Annotated in this window: 15 protein-coding genes and 2 tRNA genes; 15 read left to right on the top strand and 2 right to left on the bottom strand. The window is 67.6% G+C overall.

Annotated features, from left to right (window positions below; translation table 11 throughout):
* Positions 1 to 34 precede the first annotated feature (34 nt).
* The 3 genes from AC0662_RS30830 to AC0662_RS30820 are packed head-to-tail and all read left to right on the top strand — an operon-like array spanning position 35 to position 3,757.
* The gene (locus tag AC0662_RS30830) at positions 35 to 1,894 is read left to right on the top strand and encodes an FAD/NAD(P)-binding protein (RefSeq protein WP_478305031.1); all 1,860 of its coding nucleotides are present in this window, start codon (positions 35 to 37) and stop codon (positions 1,892 to 1,894) included.
* Positions 1,884 to 2,984 (top strand): LLM class flavin-dependent oxidoreductase, encoded by a 1,101-nt coding sequence (locus tag AC0662_RS30825; protein ID WP_478305029.1) that lies wholly within the window; start codon positions 1,884 to 1,886, stop codon positions 2,982 to 2,984. The genes AC0662_RS30830 and AC0662_RS30825 overlap by 11 nt, the downstream gene beginning before the upstream one ends.
* On the top strand, positions 2,981 to 3,757 hold the full coding sequence (locus AC0662_RS30820) for a DUF1684 domain-containing protein (protein ID WP_478305027.1): 777 nt from the start codon (positions 2,981 to 2,983) through the stop codon (positions 3,755 to 3,757). The genes AC0662_RS30825 and AC0662_RS30820 overlap by 4 nt, the downstream gene beginning before the upstream one ends.
* A 308-nt stretch (positions 3,758 to 4,065) precedes the next feature.
* On the opposite strand, the gene AC0662_RS30815 is transcribed toward AC0662_RS30820, so the two are convergent.
* Positions 4,066 to 4,698, bottom strand: coding sequence for a DUF899 family protein (locus tag AC0662_RS30815; protein WP_452193751.1), 633 nt, complete (start codon positions 4,696 to 4,698; stop codon positions 4,066 to 4,068).
* A gap of 190 nt (positions 4,699 to 4,888) precedes the next feature.
* On the opposite strand from AC0662_RS30815, the gene AC0662_RS30810 reads away from it, so the two are divergent.
* The 3 genes from AC0662_RS30810 to rpmG all read left to right on the top strand — a co-directional run bounded on the left by AC0662_RS30810 (position 4,889) and on the right by rpmG (position 5,310).
* Positions 4,889 to 4,961 (top strand) — tRNA-Thr (locus AC0662_RS30810).
* 44 nt (positions 4,962 to 5,005) lie between these two features.
* Positions 5,006 to 5,079, top strand: a tRNA-Met gene (locus AC0662_RS30805).
* Positions 5,080 to 5,142: 63 nt separating this feature from the next.
* Entirely contained in the window at positions 5,143 to 5,310 is a 168-nt protein-coding gene (rpmG, locus tag AC0662_RS30800) for a 50S ribosomal protein L33 (protein WP_130384703.1), read from the top strand.
* 70 nt (positions 5,311 to 5,380) lie between these two features.
* Here rpmG and AC0662_RS30795 read toward each other — a convergent pair whose 3' ends face one another.
* Positions 5,381 to 6,127: a hypothetical protein gene (locus tag AC0662_RS30795; protein WP_452193753.1), complete on the bottom strand. Its 747-nt coding sequence runs from the start codon at positions 6,125 to 6,127 to the stop codon at positions 5,381 to 5,383.
* A gap of 69 nt (positions 6,128 to 6,196) precedes the next feature.
* On the opposite strand from AC0662_RS30795, the gene AC0662_RS30790 reads away from it, so the two are divergent.
* The 9 genes from AC0662_RS30790 to AC0662_RS30750 all read left to right on the top strand — a co-directional run bounded on the left by AC0662_RS30790 (position 6,197) and on the right by AC0662_RS30750 (position 14,617).
* Positions 6,197 to 6,619, top strand: a complete 423-nt coding sequence (locus AC0662_RS30790; protein ID WP_452193755.1) for an FAS1-like dehydratase domain-containing protein — start codon at positions 6,197 to 6,199, stop codon at positions 6,617 to 6,619.
* Complete coding sequence (locus tag AC0662_RS30785; protein ID WP_452193756.1) at positions 6,616 to 7,047, top strand: MaoC/PaaZ C-terminal domain-containing protein; 432 nt, start codon at positions 6,616 to 6,618, stop codon at positions 7,045 to 7,047. The genes AC0662_RS30790 and AC0662_RS30785 overlap by 4 nt, the downstream gene beginning before the upstream one ends.
* Entirely contained in the window at positions 7,044 to 8,069 is a 1,026-nt protein-coding gene (locus tag AC0662_RS30780; protein ID WP_452193757.1) for a UDP-N-acetylmuramate dehydrogenase, read from the top strand. The genes AC0662_RS30785 and AC0662_RS30780 overlap by 4 nt, the downstream gene beginning before the upstream one ends.
* Before the next feature lie 154 nt (positions 8,070 to 8,223).
* Positions 8,224 to 9,096: a type IV toxin-antitoxin system AbiEi family antitoxin domain-containing protein gene (locus AC0662_RS30775; RefSeq protein WP_478305023.1), complete on the top strand. Its 873-nt coding sequence runs from the start codon at positions 8,224 to 8,226 to the stop codon at positions 9,094 to 9,096.
* Between the two features lie 226 nt (positions 9,097 to 9,322).
* Complete coding sequence (locus tag AC0662_RS30770; protein ID WP_478305021.1) at positions 9,323 to 10,558, top strand: ABC transporter substrate-binding protein; 1,236 nt, start codon at positions 9,323 to 9,325, stop codon at positions 10,556 to 10,558.
* Positions 10,558 to 11,493 carry a carbohydrate ABC transporter permease gene (locus AC0662_RS30765; protein WP_452193762.1) on the top strand — a complete coding sequence of 312 codons (936 nt, stop codon included), beginning with the start codon at positions 10,558 to 10,560 and terminating at the stop codon, positions 11,491 to 11,493. The genes AC0662_RS30770 and AC0662_RS30765 overlap by 1 nt, the downstream gene beginning before the upstream one ends.
* Positions 11,483 to 12,307: a carbohydrate ABC transporter permease gene (locus AC0662_RS30760; RefSeq protein WP_452193763.1), complete on the top strand. Its 825-nt coding sequence runs from the start codon at positions 11,483 to 11,485 to the stop codon at positions 12,305 to 12,307. The genes AC0662_RS30765 and AC0662_RS30760 overlap by 11 nt, the downstream gene beginning before the upstream one ends.
* Entirely contained in the window at positions 12,304 to 13,683 is a 1,380-nt protein-coding gene (locus tag AC0662_RS30755; RefSeq protein WP_478305018.1) for a hypothetical protein, read from the top strand. Before AC0662_RS30760 ends, AC0662_RS30755 begins: the two co-directional genes overlap by 4 nt.
* A 10-nt stretch (positions 13,684 to 13,693) precedes the next feature.
* Positions 13,694 to 14,617: a MurR/RpiR family transcriptional regulator gene (locus AC0662_RS30750; protein ID WP_478305016.1), complete on the top strand. Its 924-nt coding sequence runs from the start codon at positions 13,694 to 13,696 to the stop codon at positions 14,615 to 14,617.
* Positions 14,618 to 14,619 lie beyond the last annotated feature (2 nt).

The following is a 14,619-nucleotide window of genomic DNA, read 5'->3' as shown; positions in this document are numbered from 1 at the left end:
GCACGCTCGGCACCGCGACGGGTCCGCCCGCTCTGTGACCGGGGATGGGACGGCGTCCATCGTGTTCGTCGGCGGGGGTCCGCGGACCGTCGGGCTGCTCGAACGGTTCGCGGCGAGTGCGCCGGAGCTTCTCGACGGGCGAGAAGTGCACATCCACGTGGTGGATCCGTTTCCGGCGGGTGGCGGGCGGATCTGGCGGCGGGAGCAGTCGCGGCTGCTGTGGATGAACTCGATGACCTCGGACATCACGATCTTCACCGACGAGTCGGTCGAGTGCGCCGGGCCGATCACGCCGGGTCCGGATCTCGCGACCTGGGTCGCCGGTGAGGGCGCGGTGATCCTCGAGCGGGCCGGGCTCGAACCGCCCGGGCCGATGGACTTCCCACCGCGTCTGGTGCAGGCGGAGTACCTGGCGTGGGTGTGGGAGCGCGTCGTCCGCGATCTCCCCGCGACCGTCACGACCCATCGGGAACGGGCGGTCGCGCTGACGCCGGATCAGCGGGTGATCCTCGCGTCCGGCCGGGAGATCGCGGCCGACGCGGTGGTCCTCGCGCTCGGGTACCTGGATCGGTTGCCGACGGCATCGGAATCGGCCTGGGCCGCACAGGCCGCGGACGCGGGGCTGACGTACATCCCGCCGGGCTACACCGCCGACGTCGACCTGGACGGGTTGTGGCCGAACGCACCGGTCATCGTCCGGGGATTCGGGCAGGCGTTCGTCGACCTCATGGTGCTGCTCACCGAAGGCCGTGGCGGCTGGTACGACGAATGCGGCGGACTGCTCACGTACCACCCTTCCGGCGACGAACCGATCCTGTACGTCGGTTCGCGCCGCGGCGTCCCGTACCACGCGAAACTCGGCTACACCGTGGCCGGTACCAAGCCGGTGCCCACGCGCTATCTCACCAAGGAGGCGTTGGGCGGCGGCCTGCTCGACTTCGATCGCGATGTGCTGCCGTTGATCGAGAAGGAGTTGGCGCACGCCCACTACCGGCAACTGTTCACCGCACATCCGGAACGCACCCGGTGGTCCTGGGCCGACTTCGCTGCGGTGCTGGACCGTTGGGAGCCGGCGGAGTGGGATTCCGCGGTTTCCGCCGCCGTTCCGGATCCCGACGACCGATTCGTCCGGCACGAGGTGGACCGGCCGCTGGCCGGAAAGTTGTTTCCGGAACGGAATCAGTTCGAACGTTTTCTGACCGAGCTGATCGAGAAGGACCTGCTGCGGCGCGCGGATCCGGCGTACTCGGCCGATCTGGCGGTGTTCAACGCGCTGCTGAGTATCTACAGCGTGCTGTCGCGGGCGATCACCGACGGGCAGCTGTCCGACGAGGACCGGGTCCGGCGGGTGGAGTCCGAGTGGCACGGGTTTTTCTCGTTCGTGGCCAGCGGGCCGCCGCCGCGACGGCTCGAGGAACTGCTCGCGTTGCACCGGGCCGGCATCGTACGGTTCGCCGGGCCCGACCTGGAAGTTGCCATCGACAACGATCAGTTCGTGGCCCGGAGTCCCGGCGTGGCAGGCGAGGTCCGGGCCCGGGCGTTCGTCGAGGCGCGGTTGCCGAGGCCCGACGTACTCGCGACGACGGATCCGCTGCTTCGCGGACTGCTGGACTCCGGCGCGCTGGCCGCCGACGAGTTGTTCGCCGCTGACGGCACGAGTCTCGGCGGCGGTCAGCTCAAGGCAGACTCCCGGTCCCGCGCGATCCGCGCCGACGGAACGGTCCATTCCGCGTTGTTTCTGCTCGGTCCGTCGGTTTCCGGATCGGCCGGATCGTCGGGTTTCTCCCGGCCGCACTTCAACGGTCCCGGCTTCCGGCAGAACGACGCCGTCGCCCGCGACCTGCTCACGCTGCTCGCACCCACCGTACGGAAGGAAGAACGCCATGCCAGTTGAGTTCCTCGGCATCGCCGGGACGAATCCGGCCAGCGAGGTCAGGCCGCGCACCGGCGGTCCGCTGGACCTGGAGTACACGGCCAAGCTCGCCCGCGCCCACGAGGACAACGGGTGGGACCGGATCCTGTTCGCCTACCATTCCGGCTCGCCCGACCCGGCCCAGGTCGCGGCGTACGTCGCCGGCCGGACCGACCGGATCAACCTGGTGGTCGCGCACCGGCCGAACGTCGCCTACCCGACGCTGACCGCGAAGACCTTCGCGACCCTGGACCACATCAGCGGCGGCCGGTTCGAGGTGCACGTGATCACCGGCGGGTCGACCGCGGACCAGGCCGCAGAGGGCGACTTCCTGGCCAAGGACGACCGATACGGGCGGACCCGCGAGTTCATCCAGATCCTCAAGCAGGCCTGGACCTCGGACGAGCGGTTCGACTTCGCGGGTGAGCACTACCGCTTCGAGCAGTTCCTCGCGGACATCAAGCCGTTGCAGCAACCGCGACCGCGGATCTCGTTCGGTGGCTCGTCCGCGGCGGCGTACGCCGTTGGCGCGGCCGAGGCGGACATCTTCGCGCTCTGGGGCGAACCGCTGTCCGGGACCCGGGACCAGCTGGCCACCATCGACGCGGAGGCCGCCCGTGCCGGACGCGCCGACCGGCCGGCGATCCAGATCGCTTTCCGGCCGATCATCGCGCCGACCGCGGAGTTGGCCTGGGAGAAGGCGGAAAACGTTCTCGGCCGGATCAAGAACGCGCAGGCCGGCGGCGTTCCGTTGAGCACCCGGCTCCGGTCGAAGACGCCGGAAAACGCCGGATCGCAGCGGTTGCTGAAGGCGGTCGCGGCCGGTGAGCGGCATGATCGCGCGCTCTGGACGGCGCCGACCGGCCTGACCGGTGGTGGCGGAAACTCCACGGCACTGGTCGGAACGCCGGAAACCGTGGCCGCCGCGTTGCTCGACTACTACGACCTCGGCGTCCGGATCTTCTCCGCCCGCGGGTACGACATCTACGACGACGCGATCGACTTCGGCCGGTACGTCATCCCGCTGGTGCGCTCCGAGGTGGCGCACCGCGAACAGAGGAAAGCGTCATGACCGTCATCTCCGACCTCGAGCAGGACTGGCACACCTGGCACGCGGCGCGCGAACGCGACCTGGACACCGACTACGGCTGGCTGTCCATCGTGGCGTTCGACTGGCTCCCGGTGGAACCGGGCACGATCGACGGCCTGCCAGGCACCTGGTGGGCCGACCAGCAGGCCCATGTGACGGCAGCCGGCGACCTGACGCTCGGCGGGGAGCCAGTCCGGGGAACGATTTCGGCCAGCGTTCCGGAAGCCGGTTCACTGAGCTGGCTGCTGTACGGCGACCGTTTGGCGGAGCTGGTGTTGCGCGGTGGACGGTACGCCGTCAGGCAGCGGGATCCGCGCGCTGTCACGAGGCAGCAGTTCCGCGGCGTACCGGCGTACCCGCTCGATGACGGTTGGGTGGTGACGGGGTACTTCAGCCCGTTTCCGAAGGCGCAGCGGTTGGAGGTTTCGACGGCGCGGGATGACCTGCGGCAGCATGTGACCGCTGTCGGGACCGTGCACGTGGCGCTGGGCGGTACGGCGTACGAGCTGGTTGCGACCGCTGCGGGGGACAACCGGCTGAACGTGTCGTTCCACGACAGGACGAACGGCGAGGAGACAGCGCCGTGGCGGACGCTGACGACCGGACCGGTGCAGCGGGACGGCTCGGTGCTGATCGACTTCAACCGGACGATCAACCTGCCGTTCGCGTTCACGGCGTACGGAACGTGTCCGGCACCAGTTTCCGGAAACCGCCTGGCCCTGCCGGTCACCGCGGGCGAGAAGAAACTCCGATGAAGTTCTGCACCTTCACGCTGATCGACAACTCCCCGGACCCGATCAGCGGGGTGCAGCTCACGCCGGCGGAGCGGTTCCAGGACGTCGTCAGGCAGGCGCAGTGGGCGGAAGGCTAGGCGACGCTGGACCAGCTGTCCGGTGGGCGGCTGGACACATCATCGGCAAAGGGAAACGTTCCGGCACGAGCTGTCCGGGATTTCCCTAGCGGTCGCTGGACTCCCGGTGGATGAGAACCGGGAGTCCGTTGAGACCTTCGTCACAGAGGTGATGCCGGTACTGCGGTCTTCGTACCCGAGTCGTGTCTGGGCCTAGCCGTACGTCGGCTCCTGCGGCCAGCCTTCGGGGGAGTCCTCCCAGTCCTCCTGGCGGCCGTACGGCGCGAGGTCGGAGACGCTGGTGCTGAACAGCAGCCGGTCGACCCCGCGCTGCCCGGTGGAGTAGGTGCGGTAGACGGTGTCGCCGTCGCGGAGGAACAGGTTGAGCAGGAATCCGCCGCCCGCGCCGCAGTCCGCGGAAAACGTCGTACCCGCGGAGGAGGCGAACGGGATGTGTTCCCAGCTCATTTCCTTCCAGTAGCCGGCCATCTGGTCGATCGGCATGTCGGACACGGTGGCCCAGGCGATGTCGTTGCGCGCCAGGCCGGGGAGGTTGGCGACGTTCTTGGTGAAGTACGTGCAGCCGGGGCAGAACGCGTCCGGGCCGGCGTTCATGAACTGGTACAGCGCGAGCTGGCGGTGGTCGCCGAACAGCTCCCGCAGCGTCACCGGGCCGGCGGTCGAAGTGAACGTGTACTCGTCGAACCGCACCATCGGCAGCCGCCGGCGCTGGGCCGCGATCCGGTCGAGGGCGCGGGTGGCCTCTTTCTCGGCGGCCAGCAGCTCGGCGCGGGCCTGCGCCCACTCTGCGGGCGGCACCACCGGGGGCATCGCTGTCTCGGACATCGGCTCTCCTCTCGTAGGTCTTGTCCTGATGACGAAGCCGCCGGACCGTTCTCGACACCGGTTCGGAAAATTGGTCAGGAGCACTCCGTGGAGCCGGTATGCTTTCCGGGACGGACTGAGGGGCCTGCAAGGCGCTCCTGACCCGATTTCACATCGGGCCGGGAGACCGTGTAATCTCTCTCCTCGGCCCGCCCCTTTAGCTCAGTCGGCAGAGCGTCTCCATGGTAAGGAGAAGGTCTACGGTTCGATTCCGTAAAGGGGCTCAGAGTGTGGCATCCCATCTTCGGGTGGGATGCCTGACTCACCCGGCGGGGTAGCTCAGGTGGTTAGAGCACACGGCTCATAATCGTGGTGTCGCGGGTTCGACTCCCGCCCCCGCTACCGAATCAGTATTTCGAGAGTGCGATCACCCAAGTTGCGTACTCATGACATGAAGAGGTAGCTGTGGCCAAGTCGACCGACATTCGCCCGAAGATCACGCTGGCGTGCACGGTGTGCAAGGAGCGGAACTACATCACCAAGAAGAACCGGCGCAACGACCCGGATCGTCTTGAGCTGAAGAAGTACTGCCACCGGTGCAACGACCACACCGACCACCGCGAGACCCGCTGACCTCAGGTCGTCTTCGCAAGGGCCGCTTCGGATCATCCGAAGCGGCCTTTTGCTGTTCCCACGAGCGCCCTCACACCGTGAGGATCGGGCGCCCACCCTCGTAGGCGGTGAGACGCTCGTCACGAGGAGTGAGGCAGCAGGACCCGCACAGAGTGCCGTCGCCGACCTCGCTCGTGTAATAGAGACAGCAGGTTTTCCGCAGGTAGACGAGTTTCTCTGCCGCGATCTCGACGTCCCCGAGTCGGGCCAGTCCACCTGGCGCGTTCGCCGCGAAGGTCCGCCACCGCTCCAGCAGGAACGCCGGCTCCACGGTGACCTCCTCCCGCGTGGCAGCGCAGAATCCCATCGCACAGCCCGCCGCGACGCCGCCGTACACCTGCCGGAGCCCGGCCCGGGTCCGACGGTGCAACTCCTCGGAAAGTGGCAGCAGGTGTTTCCGCAGGACGACGTCGTACAACGTTTTCAGGCCGCCGGGGAGGAAACCCGCGGAACGGATCGCGACGGCCGCGATTCCGTGTCCGTCGTGCGGGCGGACCCAGAGGTTTTCCGGGCGGATGTCGAGTACTCGGCCTTCCAACGCCCACAGCAACAGCGCGGTCGCCGGCGCACGACCGGCGTAGAACGACATCAGACTGAGCGCGTTGGCGTGGGCCGAGCGGTGCGAACTGGCCTCGTCGTCGCGTTTGAGCAGCTCGGTGAGCTCGGGACTGCCCGGCTCGAGAATGCGGTCCACCCGCAGCCACTCGGAGCCTTCCGGCTCGCCGATCTCCACCTTGTACCGAGGCGCGTACCTGGCCAGCGCCGCCACTGCCGTCACGTTCGACCTTTCCGTCGGATCGTGGGTGGCGGAAACCCGGGCCACAGTCTGCCAGTAGGGTTAGCGGATATGACGATCGACGCCACGATGGTCGGCCGGAGCTACACGGCCGCCGAGTCCTACCAGGTCGGCCGGGAGAAGATCCGGGAGTTCGCCGACGCGATCGGTGACGGTAACCCGGCGTACCGGGGCGATGACGCGATCGCGCCGCCCACGTTCGCTTTCGTGATCGGCAGCCGCGCGCTCGAGCAGCTGCTGAACGACGACGAACTCGGTCTTCGGCTGGACCGGATCGTGCACGGCGCGCAGAAGTTCAGCTACACCCGCTCGATCAAGGCCGGCGACGAGATCGCCGCGACCGCCACCATCACCACCGTGCGCAAGGCCGGTCCAGTCGAGGTGATCATGTACGAGACCACCCTGGCCACCGTCGACGGCGAGCCGATCGCCACCTCCACGTCGACCCTCTCGCACAACCGGGCGGACGCATGAGCGAGCGCAGCGAGCGAACAAACAGTAGAGCCGAGGTAGGCACGGAGCTCCCGCCGCTGACCGTCACCTTCCGGCGCGAGGACCTGGTCCGGTACGCCGGCGCGAGCGGCGACTTCAACCCGATCCACTGGAGCGACCGGATGGCCGGCGCGCTCGGGCTGCCCGGCGTGATCGTGCACGGAATGCTGACGATGGCGACCGCGGTGCGGGTCGTCACGGACTGGATCGACGACCCGGCCGACCTGGTCGAGTACGGCGTACGGTTCACCAAGCCGGTCGTCGTACCGGATGACGACAAGGGTGCGAGTGTGACGTTTTCCGCGAAGGTCGACAAGGTCGCCGACGGGCAGGCCGAGATCGACATCACGGCAGTTGCCGGCGAGGAGAAGGTCCTCGGCCGGGCCAGGGCGGTCGTGCGCGTCCGGTGAGAACGCACGTGTCGCTGGCCGACTACACCACGCTGCGGATCGGCGGGTCGGCCGACAAGTTCATCGAAGTCACTACCGAGGACGACCTGATCACGGCGGTCCGGGATGCGGATGCGGCCGGGGAACCGGTTCTGCTGCTTTCCGGCGGTAGCAATGTCGTGATCGGTGACGACGGTTTCCGCGGCACCGTCGTGAAGGTCGCGACCTCCGGAATCCGGGTCGACGCGGACATGTGTTCCGGCGCGATGGTGCGGATCGCCGCAGGTGAGGACTGGGATGGCGTCGTCCAGCGCGCGATCGCGGAGGAATGGAGCGGCCTCGAGTCGATGTCCGGGATTCCCGGGCTCGCCGGCTCGACCCCAGTCCAGAACGTTGGGGCCTACGGGCACGAGGTCGCGGAAACCGTTGCCTCCGTCCGGGTCTGGGACCGGGTCGAGAACGCGGTCCGGACGATCTTCGCGGCGGACTGCGGATTCTCCTACCGGAACTCCCGCTTCAAGGCCGACCCGGCGCGGTACGTCGTCCTCGAGGTCACGTTCCAGCTGAAGCTCGGCGACCTGTCGGCACCTGTCGGGTACGCCGAACTCGCGCGTGTCCTCGACGTCGAGCCGGGTTCCCGGGCGCCGATGACCGAGGTCCGCGAGGCCGTGCTCGGTCTGCGCCGGAGCAAGGGGATGGTTCTCGACGCCGACGACCACGACACGTGGAGCGCCGGCTCGTTCTTCACCAACCCGATCCTCGACACGCCCGCCGAAGTACCGGCCGGTGCGCCGCAATGGCCGCAGCCGGACGGGCGCGTCAAGACCAGCGCGGCCTGGCTGATCGAGCACGCCGGCGTCTCGAAGGGCTTCGCCATCGGCGGCGCCTCCGTCTCCACCAAGCACACCCTCGCCCTCACCAACCGGGGCCAGGCCTCCGCGAAGGAACTTCTCGCCCTGGCGGCCCACGTTCGCGCGCAGGTCCAGCAGTCCTTCAACATCACCCTGGTCAACGAACCCGTCCTGGTGAACTGCGACTTCTGACCCGGTACCGAAGAACGGGTAGTGGTACACGCTCCGGCTGACTGGTCGGTTCGGTTACGCCTGCTCCCACCGACGGAGCCGGACCACTACCCGTCCTTCGCTACCTGTGGACAAAGCTCGGCACAGAACTGGCTTCAGCAGGCACTATGCGTCGGTGGTTTCCGTCGTGGAGGTGCTCGCCCGGTTGGGTGGCTGGGCGACGTCCGCCGACCTGGTGCGGGCGACGTCGCGGCGCACCCTGGCGGCAGCTGTCCGGCGTGGTGACGTCGAGCGGCTGACCCGCGGGATCTACGGACTGCCAGGGCTTGCGACCGACCTGGCCACCGCGATCGCACATGACGGCGTGCTGTCGCATGTGAGCGCTGCCGCAGTGTGGCGGTTGCCGCTCCTGTCCTCCCCGGCCAAGCCCCATGTGACGCTGCCGATGGACCGGAACGCGAAGGCGGCGCCGCCGGCGGTCCTGCACTGGGCGGACCTGCCGTCGGCGGATCGGCTGGCGCGCCGGACGTCGCTGCTGCGATCGGTCCTGGACTGTGCCCGCACTCTTCCGTTCGGCGAAGCACTGGCGGTGGCTGACGCGGCGCTGGCCACCGGACGGGTGACGCACGAGGAGCTGATCGCGGCGACGGTGGCCATGGCCGGCCCCGGTCGGCCGAACGCCTTGCGGGTCGGGGCCGAGGCGACGAGTCTCTCGGAGAGCTTTCTCGAGTCGATGCTCAGAAGCCTGCTCGTGACCGCGGGGATCGAGGGGTTCGAACCGCAGTTGGTGGTGGACACCGGGGAGTCCCGGATGCGGGTCGACCTCGGGAACCGTGCAGCCCGGGTCGCTCTGGAGGCCGAGGGGTACGAGTTCCACGGCTCGCCTGCCAAGTTCGCCGCGGACTGTCGCCGGTACGACGATCTGGTGGCGGCCGGGTGGCTCGTCTTGCGGTTCGCGTATCAGCAGGTGATCGGCGATCCGCGGTGGGTGGTGGGCAGCGTGGGGAGTGCGCTCGCGTGCCGGAACGGCGTACCGAAGAACGGGTAGTGCTGGCCTCGGCGGTGCGCTCGCGAGCGTGGGGTGGGCCAGATGGGGCCGATCAGGGGACCACTACCCGTTCTTCGGTGCGTGAAAAAGATTTACGTGGAGGGTAGGCAGGGGCGCCTCGGATTGCTAATCTTTTACGCAATCTGGTGGGAGGTGGGTAGTGAGGCGCAAAAGATTTTCTCGGCGGGAGGTTCTGGCCGGGGCCGGGGCAGGGTTGGCTGCGGCTGTGGTGCCGGGGTGTTCCGGCGGCGACAGCGGGCGGTCGAGTGCTCTGCAGGTGTGGGGTGGGGTCCCGGCAGCATCCGGGCCGGCCGATGTGGTGAAGGCGTTCCAGCAGAAGTTTCCGCAGTACAAGGTGAACTACACGCGGTTCGTGAACGACGACCGCGGCAACCTCAAGCTCGACACCGCCCTCCAGGGTGGCGTCGACATCGACGTGTACTTCACCTACTCCCAGGGTGCGATGGCGTTGCGGGCCGGGTCCGGACTGGCGGCGGACCTGACCGAGCGCGTGACCGCGGACCCGGATCTGAAGGTGTTCCTGGACACCGAGCAGCCGCGGTCGTACATCGACAAAGGCAGGGTCAAGGCGCTCGCCACCGCTCGTGAGCCGTACTTCGTGCTGTTCAACGAGAAACTCCGGCAGCAGGCCGGCGTCGACCTCCCGCACGCGTGGACGATCGACGAGTTCCGCGCGACGGCCCGGAAACTGACGACGGACAAGACGGTCGGAACGTACACGCTCCCCGACGTCGCCCGGATCGCCCTCGGTCCCAACTACTGGTACGACGGCGACCGCTCGAACTTCGGTGATCCGCACTTCGAGCAGGGTTTCCGCCTCGGTCGCGAGATGATCGCCGACGGAACGGCGTTTCCGTGGACCGAAGTACTGTCCCGGCACCTGGACGCGTACCAGCAGAACTCGTTCCTCGGCGAGGAGTTCCACCTCTGGTCGACGGCTCCGTTCAACTTGCGCTACCTGTATGACGCGAAGAAGTACCCGCACGACTTCAAGGTCGCGTTCGCGCCGACGCCGACGGTCGACGGCAAGGACTGGAACCTCGGCTCGTTCAGCAACTTCATCATGATCAACCCGAAGTCGCCGAAGTTCGAGGCGGCCTGGGCGTTCGTGAAGTTCTGGCTGACCGAGGGTGCGACGCCGATGCTCAAGGGCGGCAAGATGCCGTCGCTCGGCAGCGTCACCGACGACCAGATCGTTTCCGGAATGCTCGGGAAAGAGCCGGAGAAGTACTTCGATCTCGACTCGTTCCACCGCGTCGTGCTGGACGCGGATCCGAAGCTCGCCACCGACACCCGGCTGACCGGGTTTCCGGAAATCACGCAGGCGGTGAAACAGCAGCGGGACCTGTGCTGGCTCGGTGAGAAGGACCCGGGCGTCGCGATCCGTGAGGTACGTCGGCTGGCCGACGCCGCGATCGCCCGTAACGAGAGGAGGCCCTGATGGCCACCGCCACGGTCGCCACCGCGCGTACGGCGGCCAGCACGGAGCGAGGTTCCGGAATCCGCCCGTCCGGCTGGATCGGTTTCCTGTTCATCGCCCCGAACCTGCTCGGCGTGATCGCCTTCACCCTGATCCCGCTGATCAGCGTCGTCGTGCTCGCCTTCACCGACTGGAACCTGGTTTCCGGCATCGGCGGAATCACGTTCAACGGCCTCGACAACTTCGTCGCGATCGCCCGCGACCCGGGGTTCTGGCACGCGATCGGCCTCACCCTGGTGTACGTCGTGGTGTCGGTCCCGCTGACCGTCGTACTTGGGCTCGCTCTCGGCATCGCGCTGAACCGGCCGCTCCCGGGACGGGCCGTCCTGCGGGCGATCTTCTTCCTGCCGTACATCGTCAACGTGGTCGCGATCGGCATGACCTGGCTGATGCTGATGAACCCGAAGGCCGGCCTGGTCAACCAGGTGCTGGACGTGTTCGGGATCCAGCCGGCCTGGTTCGCCTCGTCGCACTGGGCGCTGCCCGCGCTGATCGTGATGGCGGTCTGGGGCGGTGTCGGGTACTGCTCGCTGATCTACCTGTCCGCGCTGCAGGACGCGCCTCGGCAGCTGTACGAAGCGGCCGACATCGACGGCGCGTCCGCGTGGGCGAAGTTCCGCGTGATCACCTGGCCGTCGTTGCTCCCAACAACGATCTTCCTGCTGGTCACGCTGATCATCGGCGCGTCCCAGGGCTTCGGTCTGATCGCACTGATCACCGCGGGTGGTCCGGGCGACGCGACCACGACGATCTCGTACTACATGTACCAGACCGGCTTCCAGTTCTACCGCTTCGGATACGCCTCGGCGATCGGCCTGGTGACCTTCGCCGGCGTACTCGTCCTGACCCTGCTCACCTGGCGGGCGCAGCGAGGGAAGGCCCTCAATGACCAGTAAATACAGCAAGTGGATCTGGGGGATCCCGTTGTGGATCCTCGCGATCGCGTTCCTCGCACCGTTCGCGTGGATGATCTCGACCGCGCTGAAGCCGGACGTGGACGCCTACAAGATCCCGATGCAGTGGATCCCCAACCCGTTCCAGTGGGACAACTTCACCACGGTACTGAGCGGGGCGACCTCGGTCCTGCCCGCGTTCGGTCGCTCGGTGTTCGTCGCCGTACTGCGGGTCGCGGGTGAGCTGATCACCGCGACGATGGCCGGGTACGCATTCGCGCGGATGTCGTTCAAGGGGCGGGACAAGTTGTTCCTGCTGTACCTGGCGACGGCGATCATTCCGGCGCAGTTGCTCCTCGTTCCGCGGTTCATCTACTTCCAGAAACTCGGGCTCTACGACACCTTGTGGGCGCTGATCCTGCCCGGGATGTTCACCGTGCTCGGAACGTTCCTGATGCGGCAGTTCTTCATCAGCCAGCCGGCCGAGTTCGCCGAAGCGGCCCGGATGGACGGCGCCAACGAGTGGCGGGTCTTCACCCGGATCTACTTGCCGCTGGCAACACCGGTGATGAGCGCGCTCGGCATTCTCGCGTTCGTCTGGTCGTGGAACGACTACGAGACCCCGCTGGTGCTGATCAGCAACCCCGACCGCTACACGCTGCCGCTCAGCCTCACGAACTTCGTCGACGAACAGGGGCAGATCGCACCGGGCCTGACGATGGCCGCCTCGGTGATCTCGATCGTGCCGGTACTGATCGTCTTCGTCGTCCTGCAACGACGGTTCATCGCCGCCATGACTCATACGGGAATCAAATGACCACGAACGTTTCCGGTGTTTTTCCGCATCTCGCCCAGATCGGCGACTTCGGTCCGCCGCGCAGCGAGATCGGCGTCGGGTCGCTGATGCCGTGGAACGGAAAGCTCTACGTCCAGAACTACAACTCCCACAAGGCTGCGTCCGGTGGCGGGGTGAGCCTCCGCCGGGTCGACGCCGATCTGTCGATGGAAATCGTTCCGGAAACACTCGGCGTGGACGGAACGTACACGAACCGGTTCGTGCATTTTCCGACCTCGCAACTGGTCCTCGGACCGCACGTGATCGGTACCGACCACAAGATCGTCACGATCCCCGAGCTGCAGCCGCTCCGGGTCTGCGGTACGTCGCGGCACCTGACCAAGCCCGACACGCATGTGTATGTGCTCGCGATGGAAGGCGAGCTGTTCGAGCTCGACCTCACGACGTACGAGTGCACGCAGCTGTTCGACCTGAACGACGAGCTCGGGACTGACGGCGAGATGAAGGTCCACTACAAGGACTGCTACACGAGCTTCGGCCGGCTGGTGGTGTGCTCGAACGAGTACGCCGAGCCGGAGTGGGCCGGCGAACGGTCGCGCGGGCGCCTGGCGGAGTACGACGGCACGTCCTGGACGATCCTCCGCGAGGACCCGTTCACCGCGATCGGCGGCCGGCACGAGTTCGGCGGCACGATCTTCGCGACCGGCTGGGACCGCGCGTCGGCGATCCTCGAGGTGTTCACCGAGTCCGACCAGAAGTGGACGCGGTACCGGCTGCCGAAGGCGTCGCACTGCTTCGACCACAAGTGGCAGACCGAGTGGCCGCGGATCCGCGAGGTCGAGCACGAGCGGCTGCTGATGGACCACCACGGCATGTTCTACGAGCTGTCGCCGTGGGCGTACGGCGGGCGGATCTGGGGCGTGCGGCCGATCTCCACGCACCTGTGGGTGCTCGGCGACTTCTGCTCCTGGCGCGGAATGCTCGTCGCCGGGGCGGACAACGCGTCGCCGAGCCACGGGATGAACCCGACGACGGCCGAGCCGCAGTCCGGACTGTGGTTCGGCAAGACCGACGACCTGTGGAGTTTCGGGCCGCCGGCCGGATGGGGCGGACCGTGGTGGGAGACACCGGTTTCCGCGGGCGTTCCGTCCGATCCGTACCTGATGACGGGTTTCCGCGGAAAGTGCGTGCACCTGGAGAACTTCTCCGACACCGCACTCACGATCACGCTCGAGATCGACTTCCACGGGCACGGCCGGTTCGGCGCGGTCGAGACGCTGACGGTCGAACCGGGACAAGTACGGACACACGTTTTCCCCGACGGGTTCAGCGCGCACTGGGTGCGCGTGGTCAGTGACACCGACGGTGTGGCGAGTGCCCAGTTCGTCTATACGTGATGATCACGGAATGGATTCATCGATGGAACGAGCCGGCAGTCCGAGTCCGTTACAGCTGGTCAAGCAGGCCCTGCCCGAGCTGAACGGCGCGATGCAGCGGGTCGCCGAACAGATCCTGGCGAGCCCGGACGAGGTCGCGCGTGGGTCGATCACCAAGCTCGCCGGGGCCGCACAGACCTCGGCGGCGACAGTGACGCGGCTGTCCACGCACCTCGGGTTCGAGGGCTATCCCGCGCTGCGGGCCGCGCTGGCGATGGAGGTCGGGCGCGGTCTCGAGGCGGGCTGGGCGAGTGACATCGGGCTGGCGATCGGCCCGGCGGATCCGCCCGAGCAGGTGCTGAACGTGCTCGCGTCCACGCAGGCGAACGCGTTGCGGAACGCGTTGTCCGCGATCGACCTGACCGCGGCCACCCAGGTCGCGGACGCGATCGCGGGCGCCCGGCGTACCCACATCTACGGCGAGTGGGGGGACGCGATCCCGGCCCGGGAGCTGTACATCCGGCTGTTGCGGATCGGGATTCCGGTGTGGTTCTTCGATGGTCCGAGCTCCTCGCAGATCGGCGCCGGCCTGCTCGGCGAGGGCGATGTCGCGCTGACCGTGACCCGGTCCGGGCTGGACCCGACCACGCTGGCCTTCGTCCAGCGCTCGCAGTCGGAGGGCGCGCTGACCGTCGCGATCACCGGCGTTGCCGACTCACCGATCGGCCGGGTCGCGGATGTCGTGCTCGACACCGGGACGCCGAACGGCCCGGTGTGGACCGAGTTTTTCGCCGGCCGGGCGAGCGACGTCCTGACCGCCGGGCTGCTGTTCGTGATGGTGGCACAGCGCGTGCCGGATCACCTCACTGCCAACCATCCGGACGGGACGGGGCAACCCGTCGTCCATCCGGACTCCGTTTTCCGGCCGGAGATCTTCGGCCAACCCGACACCTGAGA

It is taken from the genome of Kribbella sp. NPDC043289, assembly GCF_056436705.1.
The sequence above is the reverse complement of the archived record's forward strand: the minus strand, read 5'-3'. Positions and strand labels throughout refer to the sequence as shown.